At 51.2% G+C, this 19,653-nt stretch carries 19 protein-coding genes and 1 pseudogene; 11 read left to right on the top strand and 9 right to left on the bottom strand.

From position 1 onward, the window contains the following. The first annotated feature begins 95 nt into the window (after positions 1–95). The 4 genes from J7395_RS05435 to J7395_RS05420 all read left to right on the top strand — a co-directional run bounded on the left by J7395_RS05435 (position 96) and on the right by J7395_RS05420 (position 6,665). Complete coding sequence (locus J7395_RS05435) at positions 96–1,577, top strand: aldehyde dehydrogenase family protein (protein WP_063086238.1); 1,482 nt, start codon at positions 96–98, stop codon at positions 1,575–1,577. An 88-nt stretch (positions 1,578–1,665) separates the two neighbouring features. After that, positions 1,666–2,649, top strand: coding sequence for a TAXI family TRAP transporter solute-binding subunit (locus tag J7395_RS05430; RefSeq protein WP_063086240.1), 984 nt, complete (start codon positions 1,666–1,668; stop codon positions 2,647–2,649). Beyond that, on the top strand, positions 2,646–4,568 hold the full coding sequence (locus tag J7395_RS05425; protein ID WP_063086242.1) for a TRAP transporter fused permease subunit: 1,923 nt from the start codon (positions 2,646–2,648) through the stop codon (positions 4,566–4,568). The genes J7395_RS05430 and J7395_RS05425 overlap by 4 nt, the downstream gene beginning before the upstream one ends. A gap of 426 nt (positions 4,569–4,994) precedes the next feature. Next, a complete protein-coding gene (locus J7395_RS05420) occupies positions 4,995–6,665 on the top strand; it encodes a HAMP domain-containing methyl-accepting chemotaxis protein (RefSeq protein WP_063086832.1) in 1,671 nt (556 codons plus the stop codon). 83 nt (positions 6,666–6,748) lie between these two features. Here J7395_RS05420 and J7395_RS05415 read toward each other — a convergent pair whose 3' ends face one another. Beyond that, the gene (locus tag J7395_RS05415; RefSeq protein ID WP_223305230.1) at positions 6,749–7,075 is read right to left on the bottom strand and encodes a TRAP transporter small permease subunit; all 327 of its coding nucleotides are present in this window, start codon (positions 7,073–7,075) and stop codon (positions 6,749–6,751) included. 658 nt (positions 7,076–7,733) lie between these two features. Here J7395_RS05415 and J7395_RS05410 point away from each other — a divergent pair. After that, on the top strand, positions 7,734–8,234 hold the full coding sequence (locus J7395_RS05410) for a helix-turn-helix domain-containing protein (RefSeq protein ID WP_223304932.1): 501 nt from the start codon (positions 7,734–7,736) through the stop codon (positions 8,232–8,234). A gap of 364 nt (positions 8,235–8,598) precedes the next feature. Here the strand turns inward: J7395_RS05410 and J7395_RS05405 are convergent. The 4 genes and pseudogenes from J7395_RS05405 to J7395_RS05390 form a co-directional block, all read right to left on the bottom strand. Next, positions 8,599–9,447 (bottom strand): annotated as a pseudogene (locus J7395_RS05405) (magnesium chelatase domain-containing protein); the annotation flags it as partial. Positions 9,448–9,535: 88 nt separating this feature from the next. Beyond that, on the bottom strand, positions 9,536–9,961 hold the full coding sequence (locus tag J7395_RS05400) for a VOC family protein (protein WP_209220767.1): 426 nt from the start codon (positions 9,959–9,961) through the stop codon (positions 9,536–9,538). 43 nt (positions 9,962–10,004) lie between these two features. Beyond that, positions 10,005–10,442, bottom strand: a complete 438-nt coding sequence (locus tag J7395_RS05395) for an SgcJ/EcaC family oxidoreductase (RefSeq protein WP_062960351.1) — start codon at positions 10,440–10,442, stop codon at positions 10,005–10,007. 58 nt (positions 10,443–10,500) lie between these two features. Beyond that, on the bottom strand, positions 10,501–10,974 hold the full coding sequence (locus J7395_RS05390; protein WP_062949992.1) for a VOC family protein: 474 nt from the start codon (positions 10,972–10,974) through the stop codon (positions 10,501–10,503). A 133-nt stretch (positions 10,975–11,107) separates the two neighbouring features. Here J7395_RS05390 and J7395_RS05385 point away from each other — a divergent pair, with 133 nt between their 5' ends. After that, positions 11,108–11,584, top strand: coding sequence for a MarR family transcriptional regulator (locus J7395_RS05385; RefSeq protein ID WP_209220765.1), 477 nt, complete (start codon positions 11,108–11,110; stop codon positions 11,582–11,584). Between the two features lie 30 nt (positions 11,585–11,614). Here the strand turns inward: J7395_RS05385 and J7395_RS05380 are convergent, their stop codons facing one another. The 4 genes from J7395_RS05380 to gshB form a co-directional block, all read right to left on the bottom strand. Continuing rightward, positions 11,615–11,878 (bottom strand): hypothetical protein, encoded by a 264-nt coding sequence (locus tag J7395_RS05380; RefSeq protein WP_181850483.1) that lies wholly within the window; start codon positions 11,876–11,878, stop codon positions 11,615–11,617. A 117-nt stretch (positions 11,879–11,995) separates the two neighbouring features. Beyond that, positions 11,996–12,616, bottom strand: coding sequence for a glutathione S-transferase (locus J7395_RS05375; protein ID WP_097051884.1), 621 nt, complete (start codon positions 12,614–12,616; stop codon positions 11,996–11,998). Positions 12,617–12,638: 22 nt separating this feature from the next. Next, positions 12,639–14,096 carry an alkaline phosphatase D family protein gene (locus J7395_RS05370; protein WP_097051883.1) on the bottom strand — a complete coding sequence of 486 codons (1,458 nt, stop codon included), beginning with the start codon at positions 14,094–14,096 and terminating at the stop codon, positions 12,639–12,641. Between the two features lie 240 nt (positions 14,097–14,336). Further along, positions 14,337–15,281 (bottom strand): glutathione synthase, encoded by a 945-nt coding sequence (gshB, locus tag J7395_RS05365; RefSeq protein ID WP_209220763.1) that lies wholly within the window; start codon positions 15,279–15,281, stop codon positions 14,337–14,339. Between the two features lie 232 nt (positions 15,282–15,513). On the opposite strand from gshB, the gene J7395_RS05360 reads away from it, so the two are divergent. The 5 genes from J7395_RS05360 to J7395_RS05340 all read left to right on the top strand — a co-directional run bounded on the left by J7395_RS05360 (position 15,514) and on the right by J7395_RS05340 (position 19,557). After that, positions 15,514–16,209, top strand: coding sequence for an outer membrane lipoprotein carrier protein LolA (locus J7395_RS05360; protein WP_062960357.1), 696 nt, complete (start codon positions 15,514–15,516; stop codon positions 16,207–16,209). 481 nt (positions 16,210–16,690) lie between these two features. Further along, positions 16,691–17,371: an EI24 domain-containing protein gene (locus J7395_RS05355; RefSeq protein ID WP_209220762.1), complete on the top strand. Its 681-nt coding sequence runs from the start codon at positions 16,691–16,693 to the stop codon at positions 17,369–17,371. A gap of 303 nt (positions 17,372–17,674) precedes the next feature. Further along, a complete protein-coding gene (locus J7395_RS05350; protein WP_231858178.1) occupies positions 17,675–18,172 on the top strand; it encodes a polymer-forming cytoskeletal protein in 498 nt (165 codons plus the stop codon). A 381-nt stretch (positions 18,173–18,553) separates the two neighbouring features. After that, positions 18,554–18,811: a hypothetical protein gene (locus J7395_RS05345; RefSeq protein WP_147253485.1), complete on the top strand. Its 258-nt coding sequence runs from the start codon at positions 18,554–18,556 to the stop codon at positions 18,809–18,811. A 197-nt stretch (positions 18,812–19,008) separates the two neighbouring features. Then, the gene (locus J7395_RS05340; protein WP_062950014.1) at positions 19,009–19,557 is read left to right on the top strand and encodes an invasion associated locus B family protein; all 549 of its coding nucleotides are present in this window, start codon (positions 19,009–19,011) and stop codon (positions 19,555–19,557) included. Positions 19,558–19,653 lie beyond the last annotated feature (96 nt).

The raw sequence follows: 19,653 nt of genomic DNA, 5'->3' as shown, positions 1-19,653 counted from the left end.
CCATTTAATTTAGATATCTTATAAAAAAGACCAGAGAGACCTTTCCGTGATTACAAAAAATAATAAACACGGAAATTCCCGGGAGGAAAAATCACATGAAGCAGGTAGTCGCCGCTTCTGCAGCCCTGGGCACATTGCCCAACAAACTCCCCCAAGGGGTTTATTATGGTGGAGCTTGGCATAGAAGTTCTAGCCAGCAGATACCGGTTTATTCCCCATCGACCGGACAAGAAGTTGCCAAAGTTGACAGTGCCGGCGAGGAAGAACTTGAAGCCGCTGTAAAAGCTGCAACTGCAGGTCAGAAAATTTGGGCGAAGACGATCCCTTTGGAACGGTCGCGTGTTATGCGCGAAGCTGCAAGCAAGATCAAGGAGCACAAGGAAGAACTCGCGCGACTTGACGCTCTCGACAGCGGTAACTCGTTGCGGGGGATGCTGTTTGACGTGGATATCGCAGTTACCTTGATGGAATTCTTTGCGGGCTTGGCCACGGAGATTAAAGGTGAGACCGTCCCGGTTGGGGCGGGGAAAGTGAACTATGTTGTGCGAGAGCCTGTTGGTGTCGTGGCACGCATCGTCCCATTTAATCACCCGCTGATGTTCGCCTGCGCAAAGCTTGCGCCGCCAATCATGGCTGGCAACAGTGTGATCATCAAACCATCGGAAGAAACACCGCTTTCAAGCCTAAAGGTTGCCGAACTTATTGGCGGACTTTTCCCACCAGGCGTTTTGAATGTGCTGAATGGCGGCCCTGATCTGGGGGCAGGACTTTCAACCCATCCCGGTATCGCCAGCGTCAGCGTTGTCGGCAGTGCCGCAACCGGGCGTGCCGTCATGCGTCAGGCTGCCGATACACTTAAACATGTGTCATTGGAACTGGGCGGAAAGAACGCACTCGTCATGTTCCCGGATGCGGATGTTGAAAAGGCTGTTCAAAGCGCGGTCAAGGGCATGAACCTGCCATGGACAGCAGGACAGTCTTGTGGCTCGACCAGTCGGGTATTCGTCCATGAAAGCCTATATGATCCCGTCGTTGATCAGTTGGCCGCCGCATTTGATGCAGTAAAGCCGGGCGATCCACTCTCACCTAGTACCGAAATGGGCTGTCTCTCGACGCGCGGTCAGTATGACAAGGTCCGCGGTTACATAGAAATAGCGCAGAATGAAGGTGCCAGGATGGTGGCGGGCGGCGATGTACCCGAAGAGCTGTCTCATGGCTTCTTTGTTCGACCGACTGTATTTGCTGACGTCACCCCCGATATGCGCATTGCGCAAGAAGAAGTGTTCGGACCGGTGCTGAGCGTCCTCAAATGGAGTGACTATGACTCCCTGATCGAAGCGGTAAATGGGGTTGATTACGGGCTCACTGCCTCGGTTTGGACGCGCGATATCTCACAAGCTATGCGTGCAGTTGATGACATTTGCGCCGGGTATGTCTGGGTCAACAATTCCAGCGACCATTTCCTTGGCACACCGTATGGCGGGATGAAGCAATCCGGCATCGGACGCGAAGAATGCTTGGGCGAGATGCTGTCTTACACCGAGCAAAAGAACGTCAATATCACTTTCGAGGCCTGATGCCGTTCCAGTGGGACCTTTGACGGTCGGCATCCAATAAAAATAACAGAAATTATAAATTGAGATCTTACCCATTAGGGAGGAAAGAATGAGGCTTTTGACTCTTGCCGCGGCTATTGGACTGGCCTTCGGCGTTAACACTGCACAGGCTGAACCGGTAAACCTGACGCTCTCAGGTGGCAATCCGGGTGGCTTGTGGTCCCTTCTCGGCGCAGGTATCGACCGTGCCGTAAAACAATCAGACCCAAATTCCGTTGTAACATATCAGGCAACTGGTGGTGGATTTGCAAATATTGGTTTGCTGGGAGCAAACCGGACGGATACGGGATTAGTTCACAACGCTGAAGTGAAGATTGCTCTGGCAGGTGAAGAACCCTTCAAGGCTCCTGTAAACAACATGCGTGCAATTGGTTACATGTATAATTGGGCGCCGATGCATTTCTTCTTGGCGAAGTCGATTGCCGACGAATACAACATCGATAGCCTCGACGATCTTGCAACAGCAAAAGCACCGGTGCGTATTGGTGTAAACCGTTCGGGTAACATTACGTCCAACGTAGCGTTGTTCATGCTCGAACAAGCTGGGTTAACCACGGAAGCTGTTGAGGCAAATGGTGGACGCATTGTTCAGGCCGGGGCAAACGACCAGGCAGAACTGCTGAAGGATGGTCGTATCGACATTGTTACCAATGGTGTCTTTGTTCTTCATTCCTCATTCCGCGCAATTGACGAAAACAATGAAGTCATTGTCCTCGACATTCCCCAGAATGTAATTGATGCCACGAATGCCCGTTTCGGAACTCAAACTTATACAATCCCCGGAGGAAGTTATTCCAATCAGCCAAATGATGTCGAAACGTCGGCCCTTGGTGCTCTTCTGGTGGCGACGGATCAGATGGAGGAAGAAACTGCATATGACCTTACCAAGGCTTTGATTGCAAATGTTGACGAGATCAAGGCGGTTCACGGTTCTATGAAGGCGCTGACCCCGGAGCTTATGGCTGATCAGGATGTTCTGCCGTTCCATCCCGGTGCAGAACGGGCATATCGCGAGGCAGGACTTCTCAAATGATGAAGTCACTTGTAAACACAGGCCGCAAACGTACGTTTGCGGCCCTACCCCACAAAGTTCTGATCAGCTTGGCGGCGCTATTTGCGATCGGGGTTATTTACGGCAACCTCTTCGTTATCTCGGACCCGCTTATAATTGGCATTCTGTTTCTTAGCGCCTTGTTCTCGATGCTCTTCTTGGTGGTCGGTGCAACAACTAATGCACGGGACAAACCGACCATTATTGATTGGGTGTTAAGTGTACTGAGCCTCGCTACCGGAGTGTTTTTCCTTGTGAATGCAAGTGTGATTTCAAGCCGGATTACTTTGCTTGAAGAGCTTACACCTGCTCAACTTTTCTTCGGGTCGTCACTTCTATTCTTGTCACTTGAAGCGACGCGTCGCACGACGGGTGCAGGTCTTACGATCGTTGTTCTCGGTTTTATGGCCTACAACCTGTTCGGTCACTTGCTACCCCCGCCCTTTGGGCACGGAGTGATCGAATACACCTACCTGCTGGATGCGCTAATCTTTACAACGGACGGTGTCTTTGGTGTCCCGATCCAGGTTGTCGCTAGCTATGTTTTCCTATTTGTTCTGTTCGGGACGTTGCTGTCATTTGCTGGCGGAGGGGACTTCTTCTTTAACCTTGCTGCCTCGCTGACTGGAAAGAGCCCCGGTGGTCCAGCAAAGGTCGCTGTTATCTCATCAGGCATGTATGGAACGATTTCAGGCAGTCCCGTATCTGATGTCGTCGCGACGGGCTCGATAACGATCCCAATCATGAAGCGCCTTGGCTATTCATCGCGTTTCGCCGGCGCAGTTGAAGTTGCTGCATCCACAGGTGGCAGCGCCATGCCGCCTATCATGGGCTCAGCCGCGTTCATTCTTGCTGAGTACACAGGGTTTGCGTATCGCGAAGTCGTCTACGCCGCGATTATTCCAGCGATCCTTTACTATCTTGGCGTTTTCTCGCAGGTTCACTTGCGCGCGGTCAAACGCGATCTGCGCTCCTATCCAGATGATGTCCCTACGCTTAAGGCAACCCTCATTAATGGCTGGATGTTTATTGTCCCGATCGCGGTGATCATACTCGCACTGTCGCTTGGTTATTCGCCAACCATGACGGCAGGCTTGGGAGCTGCTTCTGTCGTCATTGCAGCGGCTTGCTCTGCGCGAACCCGCATGAGCGTTTGGCGTGTAGTTGAAGGCCTTGGTGAAACCACACTGCGCATCCTCCCCGTTGCTGGCGCGTGCGCGGCTGCGGGACTTGTAATCGGAGGTCTGTCTATGACGGGCCTTGGCATGAAAGCGGCAAACGTGATCATGACAATCAGTGGTGCGGATCCGGTTATCACCTTGATGATTTCCGCTGTGGTGACCATCATTCTCGGTTTAGGGATGCCAACACCAAGTGCTTACATTCTTGCAGCAGTTCTCGTTGGGCCAGCACTTTCAAAGTTGGGATATCCGCTTCTTGAGTCTCATATGTTCTTGCTTTACTACGCGATCCTGTCGGCCTTGACGCCACCGATTGCGGTTGCGGCGCTGGCGGCAGCGGCCATTGCAGAAGAGGATCCATTCAAGATTGCGTTTGATGCAGTCAAACTTGCCGCAGTCGGCTTTCTGCTGCCATTCGTCTTTATTTGGAATCCTGCTATCATCGGTTCCGGTTCATCCATTGAGATTGGGCTTGCCGTGATCGGCGGTGTTATCGGAACGATTTCACTGGCGGCTGCAATAGAGGGCTATATGAATGGCACTCTGTCGCGGCTAATGAGAAGCCTGTTCATTTGCGTCGCTGTTGGCAGTGTCGCGCCGTACATGCTCGTATCTTTGGGTGCGATTGTTGTGGGCAGTGCACTACTTGCACGAAACTACTTCTCAACGTCACCCTCCTCAGCGAAAGAGGCGAAGGATCAAAAAGTTCCTGGAGCTTGATGCGTTCCAGTTGTGCAAGGGAGGTGTGCGCATATGCTTCATGCCTCCCTTTTTTTCGCGATGTCATAGGGCTGTTTGATATTGCATTTTCCCGAGATTGGACTTTTTACCGGCAGCTTTATGCTGCGGAGCTCATGGTCACTGCATTTTACCGATCCCGTTTCGTCTATAGTTATCCCAGTGCTGCATCCCGACCGTCGATTAGGGTAAGCGTCGCGGTTAGTTTTGTGCGTAGCGGATTACTCGCGTGCGCATGTCTATTTCCAGCCTCAGGAGATGTTTATCCTGGCTGACGCGACTTCATTTACTGAAATAAAATGGCATAATATCTTCGATCTCTAATTATAAAAGGGCCAATGACACATCTGGCTTAGAATAACAATTGGAAGCAGCAGCCAGCGAATGCTGGCCGTTCGGAGGAAAGCGATGACTAATCTAATGCGTAACTTAAAAATCTCGACAAAAGTTTTCGGAGGCTTTGCGCTCATCCTGTTGCTTCTGGCAACCGTTGCCGTGTTAGGCGTCGTTTCCATGAGTAGTGTGGGGACAGACTTTACGCGTTACAGAGAAGTTGTTCTCCAATCAAATCAAGCGGTCCGTGTGCAGGAGAAGCTGTTGGAGGCACGGGTGGCAGTTAAAGATTATCTATTAAGCAATAGCCCTGAAGATGCCCAAATAGTACTTGATATGCTCGACACGACTAAGCTGTTGAATCAAGAACTAGGGTCTTTACTGTCCGAAGGAAACCGAAAAGAGGCCTCGAGAGTAGTTTCAGATAACTTGACAGCATATTCTGAATCTTTTGAAGAAATCGTTTCGCTCTCGGTTTTTGATCCAGTACGTGGCGATTTGGTTTCCAATGAGTTAGAGCGTATCGGGCCGATTGTTGCCAGTGAGTTAGAAGACCTCAAGCTTGACGTAAAAGCAGAGCAAGATGAGATCGGCCCGCGCGCTGCTGCTGCATCTAAAAGATCTGTTTTGATCAGCGAGATACTAGCGGGTGCTGCAATCATCATTGGTGTAATTTTCGCGTGGTTAATTGGGAGGGGCATCTCTCAACCTATCGTGCAAATTACTGAAGTGATGAAAAAGTTAGCTGCGGGGGACAAAGAAGCAAATGTTCCAGGTGAGCATCGTGGAGATGAAATTGGAGAAATGTCTCAAGCAGTATTGGTGTTCAAAGAAAACATGATTCGTGCTGATCAGCTTGCCACGAAAGAAGCTGAAGCGCTAAAATTAAGAGAAAAACGAGCCGAGAAGATAAGCGAACTTACCGCCGAGTTTGACAGTGAAATGGCTTTTGTGCTCAAAGCCCTCGTAACTGCGGCCAAGGAAATGCAATCGACTGCGACTGGAATGACCAATACTGCAGAAGAGACAAGTCGGCAAGCTGGGATAGTTGCGACAGCGGCCGAACAGGCCTCGACTAACGTTCAAACAGTAGCGAGTGCAACTGAAGAGTTAAGCGCTTCGATTAGCGAAATAAATCAACAGGTGGGGCAGTCATCCACGGTTGCAGCTCGAGCCGTTGTAAATGCGGAAGAAACGAATGTCCGGGTACGTGGGTTGGCGGATGCAGCGCAAAAGATTGGTGACGTTGTTGGACTGATTAGCGATATTGCCGAGAAAACTAACCTTCTTGCTCTAAATGCGACGATTGAGGCTGCTCGTGCTGGTGACGCGGGTAAGGGTTTCGCTGTGGTGGCTGCAGAAGTCAAGAATTTGGCGACAGCGACATCAAAAGCAACTGATGAGATTACTGCGCAGGTTTCAAATATCCAAAGTGAGACTGATGGTGCGGTTGAGGCAATCGCTGCAATCTCTTCCACTATCTCGGAGATTAGTGAAGTTTCGGCAGCAATTGCAAGCGCTGTTGAGCAACAGGGAGCTGCTACACTCGAGATCACTCGCAACGTCCAAGAAGCCGCTGGGGGTACCACCGAAGTCACTAGTAGTATTATTAGTGTGAATGAAGCTGCGGTTTCGACAGGTGGAGCAGCTGAACAAGTATTAGATGCTTCGGGCAGTTTATTACATGAAACAGACAAATTGCGTGAGAAAGTGCAAGCATTCCTGAGTTCTGTTCGAGCAGTCTAACTGTCAAACATCCTTTCGAAGTGTCAGGGCCGAGATAAAAGTTATTTGAGTGATATCCGTTGCTTGTGATTCATTTGTCTTTGTCATGGAAATGGCGGGGTGAGCGCCCTCGACTTACCTTCAATCAGTTCAGTGCGCAGTGCTGTCAGTAATGATAAAATCAGTCTCCGGATCATGCTGTAAGAGGCGGGGATAACTGACCGCGCCCAAGGGGGCAGGAAGAGTTTTCCTCCATAATAGATTAGCGCAATGGCAAATATAATCCCGAGGGCCATGGCAATCGCATGTAACGCCGGAACGTATTTTTCCGGGACAAAAGCATCAAGGAGATCGACCGAAATATGACTTCCGAGCCGGATGCCGATACTGATACCCACGAAGCTCACGACAATGATTGCATAGCCAACAATTGTTTCAATCTAGAGACGGAGCATTATACCGGTTATGAATGATACCCGATGTTCAACCTGATTTTCTTTTTTGTTTCATGATGAGAGTGACTGCATGTCAGTCTGATTTCAAAGGTGTTGTTTTGAGCACGCTTAATGGGCGATTTATTGATTGTACAGACCTCATACCTGGGGTGTTTTGTGATCGGGGATTTATTGACAATACCGTCAATAAATCACACATTGGTTCAGCTGATACCGAGTTGGTTCTATCTAAAGCAATCACCTCTCAATTAGAGAAGCCGCCTTTGATCCAGACTAACCACCTGGTAGGCGGCTTCTTGCGTTTTAGAAAGGTCAGCGCGCCAACGGATTTTCTGCAGTAGCCTATCTAATTGTCAGCAGATAACCGAGACGAAAAGCTTTGCAATCCTCCACGCAAAACGTCCGATAGTTTCTCCCACACCCCGTTTGAGGAAGGATGATTGAGAGCTCCATTCTCAGAAAATTTGAAAGGCAGCACAATGTAGATAAGCTGATTGCGCTTTAATAGTGCAGAAGAGAGCTGATCACTTACATTTCTTCACTATCAAAATGCTCAAACATGAATAGCAACAGCTCCCGAATTTGCATTATTTAGAATATTATTCTCTCAATGCGTCCGCGGAATCAGACAAGCATGCCTTCTAAACAGCCAGACGATAATCGCCGTCGCAAACCAATGCGTAACGGACGGCGAAAAACAAAAACAGTAGGACCTCACCCAATTGATCTTCATGTCGGTAGAAGATTGCGCGAGCTCCGCATGCTTAACGGTTTCGGGCAGACAGAAATTGCTAAACTTTTGGGTATTACTTTCCAGCAGGTTCAAAAGTATGAGCGGGGAACCAATCGAGTAAGTGCATCAAGGCTATATGATATTGCCCAAGCACTCAAAGTTCCGGTCAGTTATTTCTACGATGACATACCACGCGATCTTACTGACAAGTCTATTGCTCAACGCAACAAGATTGTTACTCAACTCTTCGTTTCTCGTGAGGACCCTATGCAGCGGCGAGAAACTTTAGAACTTGTACGCAGTTATTACGGTGTTGAGGATGATGTGTTGCGTGAACGGATATTTGAACTGATAAAATCGATCTCGAAATACAACAGCAGCAAAACAGACAGGGGTATCTGAATAGCTAGCCGATACGACGGAGTTCTCAACGGATCAAAGCGATCCCGAAAACTCCGTTTGATACGATCACTAGGGCGTCCGCATCGGATAAATCAAGTTAAATAAAAAAAGCGGCGCAACCTAAGTCACCCGCTCCAATTCTCTTGCTGCAGGGTTTTCTCGCTAGCACGAGGGAACTGATCCCGCAACTCACACTATGACTAATATAAAAATTATATAGTGCTGTTCAATTAAATTCGTATGTGAAACTGAATACTGTCTTCACAACGAAAATTTGAGATTCACCCGTACCATTTTGGCATTCTCATATTTTCCGACACAAGTTCTCATATTTAATTTTACAGTCTCATATTTTGTGTTCATTTACACCCCCACCAACAAGTGCTGGCATGGATGCTGAATGGTGCGGCGAACGAAAGGGACGGGTACGAATAAGCCCGCCTTCAGGCAACATACCGGAAACCGAATGGATTACTGTGGTTTCAAGTGCCTGTCTGGCATCCAGTTCTGGCAAAAGCCCCGGCAACCTTGCCGCCAGCATCGATTTCCCCGAACCGGGAGGACCGCTCATCAGTAAATTATGCCCTCCGGCCGCGGCAATCTCAAGCGCGCGTTTGGCGCTTTCCTGCCCTTTGATATCGCGAAGATCGGGCAGGGAGATGGGCGATGGTTCAGTCTTGGGCATCTTTGGTCGCGGGAGGATTTGTGTGCCCTTGAAATGATTGATCAAGGTGGTCAGGCATGATGGTGCGAGAATTTCAAGCTCCCCGGCCCAAAGGGCCTCCGTACCATTGTCAACGGGGCAGATAATTCCCCTCTCCATGCTGTTCGCCTGCATGGCTGCTGGCAAAACCCCACCAACACCTGTAACGCTGCCATCAAGTCCCAGCTCACCCAGCACGACAAAACTGGCGATATCCTCGTGCCCTATCACATCCATTTCGGCCAAAAGGCCAAGTGCAATCGGCAGATCGAAATGCGATCCTTCTTTCAGCAAATCAGCCGGGGCCAGATTAATCGTTATGCGTTTGGGCGGCAATGCCAGCCCCATCGCCGAAAGTGCCGACCGTACACGTTCGCGTGCCTCGGAAACTGCCTTGTCAGGCAAACCAACCACGGTAAAGGCCGGTAAACCGCTTGCCATCTGGACCTGCACATCGACCGGAATTGTATCAATCCCGGCAAAGGCGACGGTCGTAACCCGTGCTGTCATATGGTGCTGATCCCCGTAACCCCAAGTTCTATATACCACTTTGGCGGGAAACGGGGATCAAGGCAACAAGTCGTTTATCCGCGACAGATCAGGCGTAACCAGCGCCGCCTTCCGGCGACATATCAGTATTGATCATCCAGGGTGTACCGAACTTATCGGTAAACATGCCATAGCCCGGCGACCAGAAGGTTTCTTCGAACGGCATGGTCACCTGGCCGTCTTTGGAAAGGGCATCGAACATCTTTCTGGCATCGGTCGCATTTTCAAAATGCAGGGATGCAGTCATACCCTGCATCTTGGTGAAATATTCCGATGGGCAGTCGGATGCCATTAAATGCCAGCCATCGCCCATCAGGCATGCATGAGCAATTTTGTCATTATGCTCAGGCGAGTCAGCAGCCATCGGTGTATCGCCGAACGGCATCACAATCAGTTCACCACCCAGGATGGATTTATAGAATTCAAATGCCTGGCGGCAGTTCCCATCGAAATTCAGATAGGTGATCAGTTTCATCGGAGCGTTCCTTTATGTGTAAAAATCTGGTTGGTTTGGAGATTTACGGCTGCAGCCCGAACTGGGCGGCACCGTTTTCAAAATCAAAGGGCACGGAAAAATGTTCATGCGCGATGCGCCATTCACCACCCTGCTTTTCAAGGTGATAGCTTGACCGCATCCAGCTTGCCTGCTCGGTTCCGTCTTCCTTGCGCATGCCGCACCGGATCAGGAACCGTGCAACCGCCAGATGACCGGAAACACGAATAGTCGGTTGCTGCGGTTCCATGATGAATTCATCATCAAATGCCATGCAGCGGTCCCAATGGGCACGGTAGTCTTCCCGGCCACTGAATTGCAGCGGACCGACTGCGTCATAGGAGCAGATATCATCGCTATATAACGCCATGATACCGTCGAGATCCTTGTTGCGCGCTGCCTTTGACCAACGGGTGAAAATCTCACGAATGGCCGCTTGATCTTTAATTTGTTTATCAGTCATGGGGGAATTTCCTTGCCTTGGTGGTGCGAGGGACAGGCTAAAGTTTTGTGTGGAGTTTTCAGATGCCTTTGGCGGCACGTTCAATCCCGGCGATGTCGAATTTGTCCATCGACATCATGGTTGTTGCGACCCGGGCGGCTATGTCGGGATCCGGATCGTTCATTAGTTCGATAAGGCGGACCGGGGTGATCTGCCAGAAAAGGCCAAATCTGTCTTTTACCCATCCACACTGTCTGGGTTCCCCATCTTCGGAAAGGCAGTCCCAGTAATAATCAACTTCTGCCTGGTCATTGCAGGATACGGTGAAGGAAACAGCTTCGGTAAACCTGAACTGCGACCCGCCATTAAGAGCCGTGAACTGCAGACCTCCCAACTCGAAACTTACGGTTAAAACATTGCCTTCTGGTCCGGGTCCTGCCTTGCTGCTGCGCAGGATTTTGCCGATCTTGGCATTTGGAAAAACGGACACATAAAAATTGACGGCCTCTTCGGCGTTGCCGTCAAACCACAAAAAGGGGCTTATCTTCTGCATTGGGCTTCCTCCTTGCCTCTCAGAAGGTTGTCGTAAAGATCAAAGGCGTGGTGGCGCTTTTGAACCAAAGGGTTGATCAGTTTTTTCTTATTTTCCCGTTTGACAAATACGTTGATATCAACATAATTAATTCATGTCAAAGAAAGATTTCAACCAGAACGATAAAGTCCCGTTTTCATCGACATTGATGGTGCGTGACAGTTGTCTATGCCTGCATGTCCGCCGGGCCGCGCGCACGATTGCGCGACGGTTTGACGATGCATTTCGTTCACTTGATCTGACCAGCGGGCAATTTTCCCTGCTGATGTCACTTAACCGACCCGAACCACCGCATATGCAGGATGTCGCCAATTTGCTGGCAATGGATCGAACGACACTAACGGCCAATCTCAAACCGCTGGAACGACGTGGATTGGTTAATATTCAGCCGGACCCGAAGGACAAACGCGGTCGCCTTCTGACCCTGACCGACCCGGGCATGGCGCTTCTGATGCGCGCCTTTCCGATCTGGCAAAAAACCCAGGCTGAACTTGAAAGCATGGTTGCCGGTCCGGATTCGTCACAGCTTCTGGCTGATCTGGTCAGCTTGTCACGGGAACATGCCGGCTAATCCGGTAAAGTGCGTCAAGCCAATCACAGCTTAATCTTCGGACGCTGCCTTATCTTCATCAGGATTTTCGCCAACATCCACGTTTTCATCGCGTGGTGGCAGGAATTCCTTGCGGCATGGGACGGCAACGCCATCGACCACGGTCCAGCCAAAATTGCGGAACTTGCCAAAACTTTCCTTTTTCATCGTGATGCCGCTCGCACGGTGCTTGCGCACTTCGGCGGAATCCTCGCCCTGGATTTTACCGGCCCTGGCCCAGGCCCGTTCACGCATGGATTTGGTAATTTCGGTCATGAAACCCGTTTCATCTGAAAAGTTGCTGCCCGGCATCATAGCACATTTGGCAGCCGGGCCACGCTATAGCCGGTATAAACTGCGCGGGCAATATTGCATCCATGCAGGTCAGGTCTGTCAAACCGGCAAAAGATGATACCGCGTGGCGATCATTGATGGACGATCTGCTAGTGCCGCCATCCAGTGACGCAGATCATCCGAAATGGCAAAGCGCCCGTCTGGCCAGCGAAAATCGACATATTCAAGGGCGGCTGCGACGGACAGAGTGCCGATATCGGGCCGGTCTGCTGCAAGACTGAGGATGCCGCCTTCTATGGCGTCAATGCTTTTTTGGACTGCTGCATGCTGCCGATCCATTACGAAATCGGAACGTTCATTTTCCGGTCGTCTGCTATCGGCAAAAAGTCGACCGGTTGCCGCCATCATGCCGTCAGATAATCCCTGCCACTGCAGGGCATTAAGCCGTTCGGAGCCTTCCTGCGGAATGATGCCGGTCCCATCACTATTCGCACGGGCAACTTCATCAAGGTAGTCACAAATCACCGCAGACTCGAACACCGCCATCCCGTTTTCAAGTACCAGAGTCGGTACCTTCGCCAGCGGATTGTGTTCGCGTAACGCCGCATCGGTCCAAGGATCGATCATGATTTCGGCGATCTTGCCTTCAAGACCCAATTCACGCGCAATAATCCGGACCTTGCGCGAAAATGGCGAAGTCGGTGCGTAATAAAGCTGCATGGTGGGTACTATGCGATCCTCCCTAAATCTTTAAATCCGGCGTCCAGCCGATATTTTCCAGATGCCAGTTGGCCCGCCAGTTTTCATCCTCGCGGTCCAGTGTCAGGTAATTGCGCGCCGCGCAATAGGTGCCAAATCGCCCCGGAAGCGGTTTAAGCTTGGTCGGGCGACCGGGCAGGGGATTGTCGCCAATCCACGCCAAAAGGCCAAGAGCCCTTGCGAATGCCACCGGCGGAGCCGTATGTGAGATGCCCGAGGCCACCAGCTGATGGATGGTTTTGCCGCGCGTTTCAAATGTGCCGCGTGTTGCCACATGAATTTCCCCCGACAGCAGAGTGATATCGTGATTGCGATCATTCGCAACGTCTTCAAGCGTTTCCAGAAAACGGCACCATTCCTTGCGATGCCAGCGGCTTTGCCACTGATCGCGCAGGTCATCTTCGTATTTCTGGGCACTGGGCATCAGGTGCAAAATCGCCTCGACCAGCGACAGGCGCGGGCCGATCACTGGCACACTCGACATCAACAAAATACGATTATGTTCCGGAACAGTATCGAGTGTCGCAATCATGTCCCGCCAGCCATGTTCGCCCATGATCTCATGCGGGGTCCGTTCCGACCGGAGGTCGGGCGCAATCACCGAAAATCGCGGAAAATCCGTCCGCCAGCCAAGGCTTTCCCCACTGCGATCAATAATCTTGCCAGCCAGATCGTCGGGTGCCGTGCAAAGCTGCATCAAACAGAATGCCTCGCGCGCGCAGTCAAACATGCCCTTGGCAACCATACTGTCATGGAACCATTTCTTGTGGCTGCCCCAACCATCGAAAATATCGTGATCATCCCACATCATTAAAGACGGCACGCGCGCCAGCATATGGCTGATCTGCGGCTGGCCATAAATTTCAAGATAATGTTCAAGATAGAACTTCAGAACGCCGTCATGCATGTCCGGCGTGAAATCTGTCGCCAGTTTCTGGCGTTTTTGCACCTTTTGCCACGCGACAATATCTGGATGGCATTCCCAAACACCATCGGCATAAATCTGGTCCCCGCCATGCAAAAGCAGCGAAAAGGGCCGTTTCTCATGCTCGTGACCAAGATCAATCCAAAGCGCGTTGCGATCCGTCAAAGGCCGGTCCAAATCGCCATCTTCCTGCCCGTTGCACGAAACAAACCCGATCCGAAGGTCATGCGTCATATCGGTATTCACATGATATGTTTCGGTATCGAAACTGTAACGCGCATCCGATGCAACCGGCAGCTCGAAATCATAGCGCCAGTAATCGCGTCCAAACCGCGTCGCGAGCTTTGCCGGGGTCACAATGTCCTGATCCATGATGCGAAACTCGGCCGGATCGTCCCCTTCCTGCGTCACCACAAGGGCGGCCAGACGGGCTGTTTTATCGTCGCTGCCACGCGCAAACAGAAACGGACCAAAGGTGCCATTCGTTGAAATTGCGCTGTTTTGCTTATCCGCCATGCAATCGGATTCCGCTTTGTTGATGATTGATCCCCAAAATCATACGCAGAAACAGGCATTTGGTTCCAGCCTGCGGGCATGAATTCGGTCACATCAACCGATATGGGCAGAAAACTGGTGCAGAATTGATGATAAAATCCGGCCATTTCACGGCTATCCGTTTCAACCAGACCGAAAAACCAGAAAAAAGGCCAAGTGGTTAAACCACTTGGCCCCAAATCGTACCGTCCTGAAATCCGTTCAGGATAGGCGGGTTTCAATCGCATCCCAGATCAGGGATTCCAGTTTCGATCCATCAAACCGGTTCACTTCCTGGAGTCCGGTAGGAGAGGTAACGTTGATTTCCGTCATATAGTCACCAATCACATCAATCCCGACAAAGATCAGATCGCGCTTTTTCAGTTCCGGCCCGATGCGTTCACAAATCTCAATCTCACGCGGGGTCAGCATGGATTTTTCGGCAACCCCGCCGACATGCATGTTCGACCGTGCCTCGCCCTCTGCCGGAACGCGATTGATCGCACCGACCGGTTTGCCATCGACCAGTATGATGCGCTTGTCGCCTTTGCGCACGTCCGGCAAATAGGCTTGGACCATCAGCGGTTCGCGCGACTGGACGGCAAACAGTTCCAACAGCGAATTAAGGTTCTCATCCCCCGGTTTCAGGTGAAACACGCCAGCCCCGCCGTTGCCAAACAGCGGCTTGACAATGATATCCTTGAATTCCTCGCGGAAATCGCGAATGCGCGCAGCTGACCGGGTAATCAGGGTCGGCGGCATCAGGTCGGGGAACTCGGTGACAAAAATCTTTTCCGGTGCGTTGCGCACATGGCCGGGATGGTTAACCACGAAACTTTCCGGATGAACAGCTTCAAGCAGATGGGTTGCCGTTATGTAATTCATGTCAAACGGCGGGTCCTGACGCATCAGGATCACATCGGTTTCCTTTGCAAGATCAATGATCTTTGCATCACCAAGATCGTAATGGTTGCCCTTTTCGTAACGAAGCTTCATCGGGCGGACTTCGGCCTTTATCCGGCCACGATCATAAAACATGTCATCAGGATGATAATGCAGAAGGTCATAACCGCGTGCTTGGGCTTCGAGCCCCATGACAAAGGTTGAATCCCCTTTGATATCGATCGATGCGATCGGATCCATCTGAATGGCGACGGTGCGACTCATGAAACGCTTTCTCCTGTTGCCGGAAAGCCGGTCACTGCTGCAAATGCGGCCAAACCCGGCCAATTGTGATCATTTGCGGGCGCGACTTGACCCGGCTGGCCTTCCCGGCCAAATGATGCGATATGTTGTACATATTGTGGTTGGTTACAATTTGGCTGAATTTTTATCATTCGCCATTCGGGTTTCGCAATCGCGATCACAGAATTTCTTAAACGGGTAAACAGGCTGTCAAATGGCGTTCTTCAGCAAATTCGGCAAATTCCGCATCAAACAGATGGGCGCGCGCTTCCGCACCATGACGGCGGCATCGGTCTTTGCGACCGCCTTTGCGATTGCCGCACCGGCTTCAATTAGCCTGACCCCGGCAAATGCACTTGCACAATCGGGAGCGATTGATCAAGCAACCATCGACAAGATCGAAAACTATCTCGAAGACATCACCACGCTGAAAGCAGATTTTGTCCAGATTTCGTCGGATGGTGGTGCTGCCGAGGGGAAGCTTTATATGGAGCGCCCCGGCAAGATGCGATTTGAATATAATCCGCCGGCCCAGATTCTACTGGTCTCGACCGGATCCGATTTCATCTATTATGACAAGGAAATCAACGCTCCAACCTATTTTGACATCGACGAAACCCCAGCCGGAATCATTCTGGCAAAAGACGTCTCGCTAACGCGCGAAGTCAAGGTTGTCGATTTCAAACGGACTGCAGAAACCATGCGCGTCGAAATGGTCCGCAAATCCGATCAGGGTGCTGGCAGTGTCACGCTTGTATTCCAGGAAAACCCGATGCAGTTGCGCCAGTGGATTGTCACCGACCCCGCCGGGATCGAAACGACAGTGACCCTGTTCAATACAGAAGAAGGTGTCACGCTCGACCCGGAATTATTCAAGTTCGAACGTATCTGGCCCAACCAGCGCGGCTGATTTCAAGATTTCCCATCGACTTCACGAAATTGTCAAAACCGTCTGACAGAACGGTTAAGCATTCCGATTCAAGCTCTTGCAAATATTGTCGTTTCGCAACGATCAATCAGATTGTAATTTTTCACCTGCATGCATGAAATTTATGGCCGATATGCGGCTCTGATCTATGGCAGATGCAGCTTTCAGTCCCTATATAAAAATCTGTCACAAGGTTCCCGAATTTTGATGTGGGAGCCAAGTGTGAGGAACAGGTCTCCCCTACCTTTCCTCACGCTCCAGATCATCGGAGCGCTGGCGTCCGGTTCTCCCCCCTGGCCGGACGCCTTTTTTCTGCCTAAAGCGTGGGTTATCCGACGCTTCGGGCTAAAAATCTGTCAAATTCTCCTCTGATTTCACGGCCTGTTAATTTTGATTGCCTAGTAATGTTTGACATGATTCCCTTGTGCGCAATCGTGACCGTGCCAGCAGGATAAAACCGCCAATGATCAATGATTTTCTGAAATCCGTTTCCCAGTTTTCCGACCCGCGATTTCGCAAGGTTGTGTTGATCGGTGTTGCCGGCGCCCTAGCGATAATAGTCGGGCTTTGGATGCTGATCGGATTCGGGTTGAACTCGATCACCTTCTTTGCCGATGGTGGCTGGATGGAAACGGCGGCTGACTGGCTGCTTGGCGTGGGTCTTGCGTTTCTGGTGCTGCTAATGTTTCCGGCTACCACTGTCCTGATCTCGAGCCTGCTGCTTGATCAGATCGCCGATGCGGTCGAAGACAAATATTACCCGACCCTGCCTGAAACACGCCCGCAACCGATTTCCGAGGCCCTGATCAGTGGCCTTAAATTTGCGCTGACGGCGCTGGCCCTTAACATCCTGATCCTGCCGCTTCTTTTAGCAGGTCCAGTATATGTTATCGCGTTTTATGCGATGAATGGCTATCTGCTGTCGCGCGAATATTTTGAACTGGTCGCCGCACGTCGTTATGATGTTCGCACGGTGAATGCCATTCGCAAAAGTTGCCAGACGAAACTTTGGTTTGCCGGAATCGGCCTGACATTCCTGATGACCGTGCCGCTGGTCAACCTTGTGGCGCCGATTATCGCGACTGCCTTTATGGTGCATTACTCCGTCCGTCTGGGTGCATTCGAAAACCGGATCACCGTCTGACGCCATTCCGGTGGGCATCGGATAGAATGGCGGAAACCTGAAACGAAACTGCAAGACAAGGATTTGGTCATCCCCATGTTCGGAAAGAAAAAAGCCAACAAAACAGTCGACAGCAGCCCGACTTCGTCAGATACATCTTCTTCCAGATTGAATTCCGGCGGTCTTTCCGACAGCGCAGCTTCCTCGCCGATCAAACAGGCTTCGAGCGAAAGTGCGAGTGCCAGCAACGATACCGCCACAAAAACAGAAAAACGTAGTGAGCCGCAGCTGTTTACTCAGCCGCGCACAAAGGAAGAACCGAAAATGTCCAGCAAACCGCATTCCACCAGCTTCCGTCCGGAAATCCCGAAGCGCCCGCTTGAAATTCCGACCCGCGGCAGTGCTGGTCGTCCGAGTGCCACCCCAAGCCACACCGAGGGCAAAAAACTGACGGTTGGCCGCGATATTCGTCTGGCTGGTGAAATCGGTTCCTGCGACGTCCTCGTCGTTGAGGGCCATGTCGAAGCCCAGATCAAGGAATGCACCCGTCTTGAAGTTTCCCAAGGCGGCACCTTCGTTGGTACCGCGCAGGTCGACGAAGCCGAAATCAGCGGCACTTTCGAAGGCGACCTGACGGCACGTCGTGTCATTGTCATCGGCTCGGCAGATATCAATGGCAAGATCACCTATGGTGCGCTTCAGATTGAAAACGGTGCCCGCATCAAGGGCTCGCTGGAATATGTTGAAGGCAGCGACGACGGTACCAGCCGTACCGGCCATTCAGCTGCAATCACCATTCCACGCAAAAGCGACGATATCTGATCCGTGACCGGCATAAACCGCTCACTGACCCAAACAACCCCGATACAGCCCCGGCGCGGTAAACTCCCCGCCGGGCTTCTCTGCGCGATGATACTGATCGCGACGTCGCTGGTGGCATGTGGTGGGAATGCTGTCCCGCCTGGCAGCACAAATCAGAACTATGGCAAGGCCAAGTCAACCAGTTCACCACGCGTGACCCAAGATATCCCGAAAAAATCCGGGAATTCTGTTTCTGGCGGTACAGGGACCGCAACTACGAAACCGACCAACACTTCAACTAAATCTGCTGTAAACCCGACCGGCACTGCCAAATCGCAATCCCCCCGCATAACGGTTGCCATTCCGCCCGTTCCCTTTAAGTCGATCAGGGCTGAAACCCTGATGGGTCTCTCGGAGGATGCGGTAGAGCAAAAAATCGGCGAACCCGAAATGACCCGCGGCGAGGGTCCTGCACGGGTCTGGCAATACCGTTCCGAGGAATGTTCTTTTGATGCGTTCTTTTTCCCGGCAGCAGAAGGGGAAACACGCAAGATGACCCATATGCTGGCCCGCAAACGCAAAAGTGCCGATAAAATCTCTGTCCAGGATTGCCTTGATCAGGTGGTCAAGGCCCGAATTGCCGCGGATAACAAAGGTTAAAACCCCAGAAGGAACAGCTATTTGCACCATTTTCCCATATCGCTGTCGATTTTTTCAAGTTTCGCGATATGGCGGGATTTCCTTGGTCGAATATTTACCTTTTACCGGCACTCTCGGGTGAAAGTTCCTCATAAATCCGCCACATCGGGCGGGTTTAAAGTCATCGTTCCGAAACTTCAGACACGATACGCGAGCCCATGAAAAAACACGCCCATCGTCTTGTCAGAAATTCGCTGGCAGGTGCAGCTGCCGCCCTCGTCGCTTTGGTCTCTCAGGCTGCGATTGCGCAAAATGCGCCGCAACTGATTGATGTATATGGAAAATGGGAAGCTTATAGCTATTCCGAAAAAGGCAAAAAAGTTTGCTATATCGGTAGCCAGCCGACCTCCGCCAAAGGCGATTATACCCAGCGCGGCAAAATCTATGTCATGGTTACGCACCGCCCGGCGCTAAAACTGTTCAACGAAGTCAGCTTCATTACCGGCTATACCTATGAAAAGGATAGCGATGTTGACCTTCGAATCGATTCCAAAAGCTTCAAGCTGTTTACCTACGAGGACTCAGCCTGGGCCGTGAATGGCGAGGAAGATCGCAAACTGGTTAGCGCCATGAAGGCCGGCAGCAATATGGTTGTCGTCGGCAATTCATCGCGAGGGACGAAAACTACCGATACTTATTCACTTTCCGGGTTTACCGCAGCCTATAACGCGATTTCAAAGGCTTGCGACGCCAAACCGGTTAGCTGAGCGAACGACGAACCGATAAATCCCTGCGGTTTGAGGCGCTTGTAAACCTGCATCGCGTCCGGCAAATAGCTGCAATGTGAATTTTATCGTTTGTAA

This window comes from Thalassospira sp. A3_1 (genome assembly GCF_017744215.1).
Lineage (GTDB): Bacteria > Pseudomonadota > Alphaproteobacteria > Rhodospirillales > Thalassospiraceae > Thalassospira > Thalassospira lucentensis_A.
Note: the sequence above shows the minus strand (reverse complement) of the source record. Positions and strands in the feature narration are given on the sequence as shown.

Coding starts and splice junctions, on each gene's coding strand:
- J7395_RS05420 (WP_063086832.1), top strand. CDS start 4,995: ATGACTAATCTAATGCGTAACTTAAAAATCTCGACAAAAGTTTTCGGA.
- J7395_RS05350 (WP_231858178.1), top strand. CDS start 17,675: ATGTCCAGCAAACCGCATTCCACCAGCTTCCGTCCGGAAATCCCGAAG.
- J7395_RS05355 (WP_209220762.1), top strand. CDS start 16,691: ATGATCAATGATTTTCTGAAATCCGTTTCCCAGTTTTCCGACCCGCGA.
- J7395_RS05390 (WP_062949992.1), bottom strand. CDS start 10,974: ATGCAGAAGATAAGCCCCTTTTTGTGGTTTGACGGCAACGCCGAAGAG.
- J7395_RS05370 (WP_097051883.1), bottom strand. CDS start 14,096: ATGGCGGATAAGCAAAACAGCGCAATTTCAACGAATGGCACCTTTGGT.
- J7395_RS05430 (WP_063086240.1), top strand. CDS start 1,666: ATGAGGCTTTTGACTCTTGCCGCGGCTATTGGACTGGCCTTCGGCGTT.
- J7395_RS05425 (WP_063086242.1), top strand. CDS start 2,646: ATGATGAAGTCACTTGTAAACACAGGCCGCAAACGTACGTTTGCGGCC.
- J7395_RS05410 (WP_223304932.1), top strand. CDS start 7,734: ATGCCTTCTAAACAGCCAGACGATAATCGCCGTCGCAAACCAATGCGT.
- J7395_RS05400 (WP_209220767.1), bottom strand. CDS start 9,961: ATGAAACTGATCACCTATCTGAATTTCGATGGGAACTGCCGCCAGGCA.
- J7395_RS05340 (WP_062950014.1), top strand. CDS start 19,009: ATGAAAAAACACGCCCATCGTCTTGTCAGAAATTCGCTGGCAGGTGCA.
- J7395_RS05435 (WP_063086238.1), top strand. CDS start 96: ATGAAGCAGGTAGTCGCCGCTTCTGCAGCCCTGGGCACATTGCCCAAC.
- J7395_RS05345 (WP_147253485.1), top strand. CDS start 18,554: ATGGGTCTCTCGGAGGATGCGGTAGAGCAAAAAATCGGCGAACCCGAA.
- J7395_RS05380 (WP_181850483.1), bottom strand. CDS start 11,878: ATGACCGAAATTACCAAATCCATGCGTGAACGGGCCTGGGCCAGGGCC.
- J7395_RS05360 (WP_062960357.1), top strand. CDS start 15,514: ATGGCGTTCTTCAGCAAATTCGGCAAATTCCGCATCAAACAGATGGGC.
- J7395_RS05385 (WP_209220765.1), top strand. CDS start 11,108: ATGTCAAAGAAAGATTTCAACCAGAACGATAAAGTCCCGTTTTCATCG.
- gshB (WP_209220763.1), bottom strand. CDS start 15,281: ATGAGTCGCACCGTCGCCATTCAGATGGATCCGATCGCATCGATCGAT.
- J7395_RS05395 (WP_062960351.1), bottom strand. CDS start 10,442: ATGACTGATAAACAAATTAAAGATCAAGCGGCCATTCGTGAGATTTTC.
- J7395_RS05375 (WP_097051884.1), bottom strand. CDS start 12,616: ATGCAGCTTTATTACGCACCGACTTCGCCATTTTCGCGCAAGGTCCGG.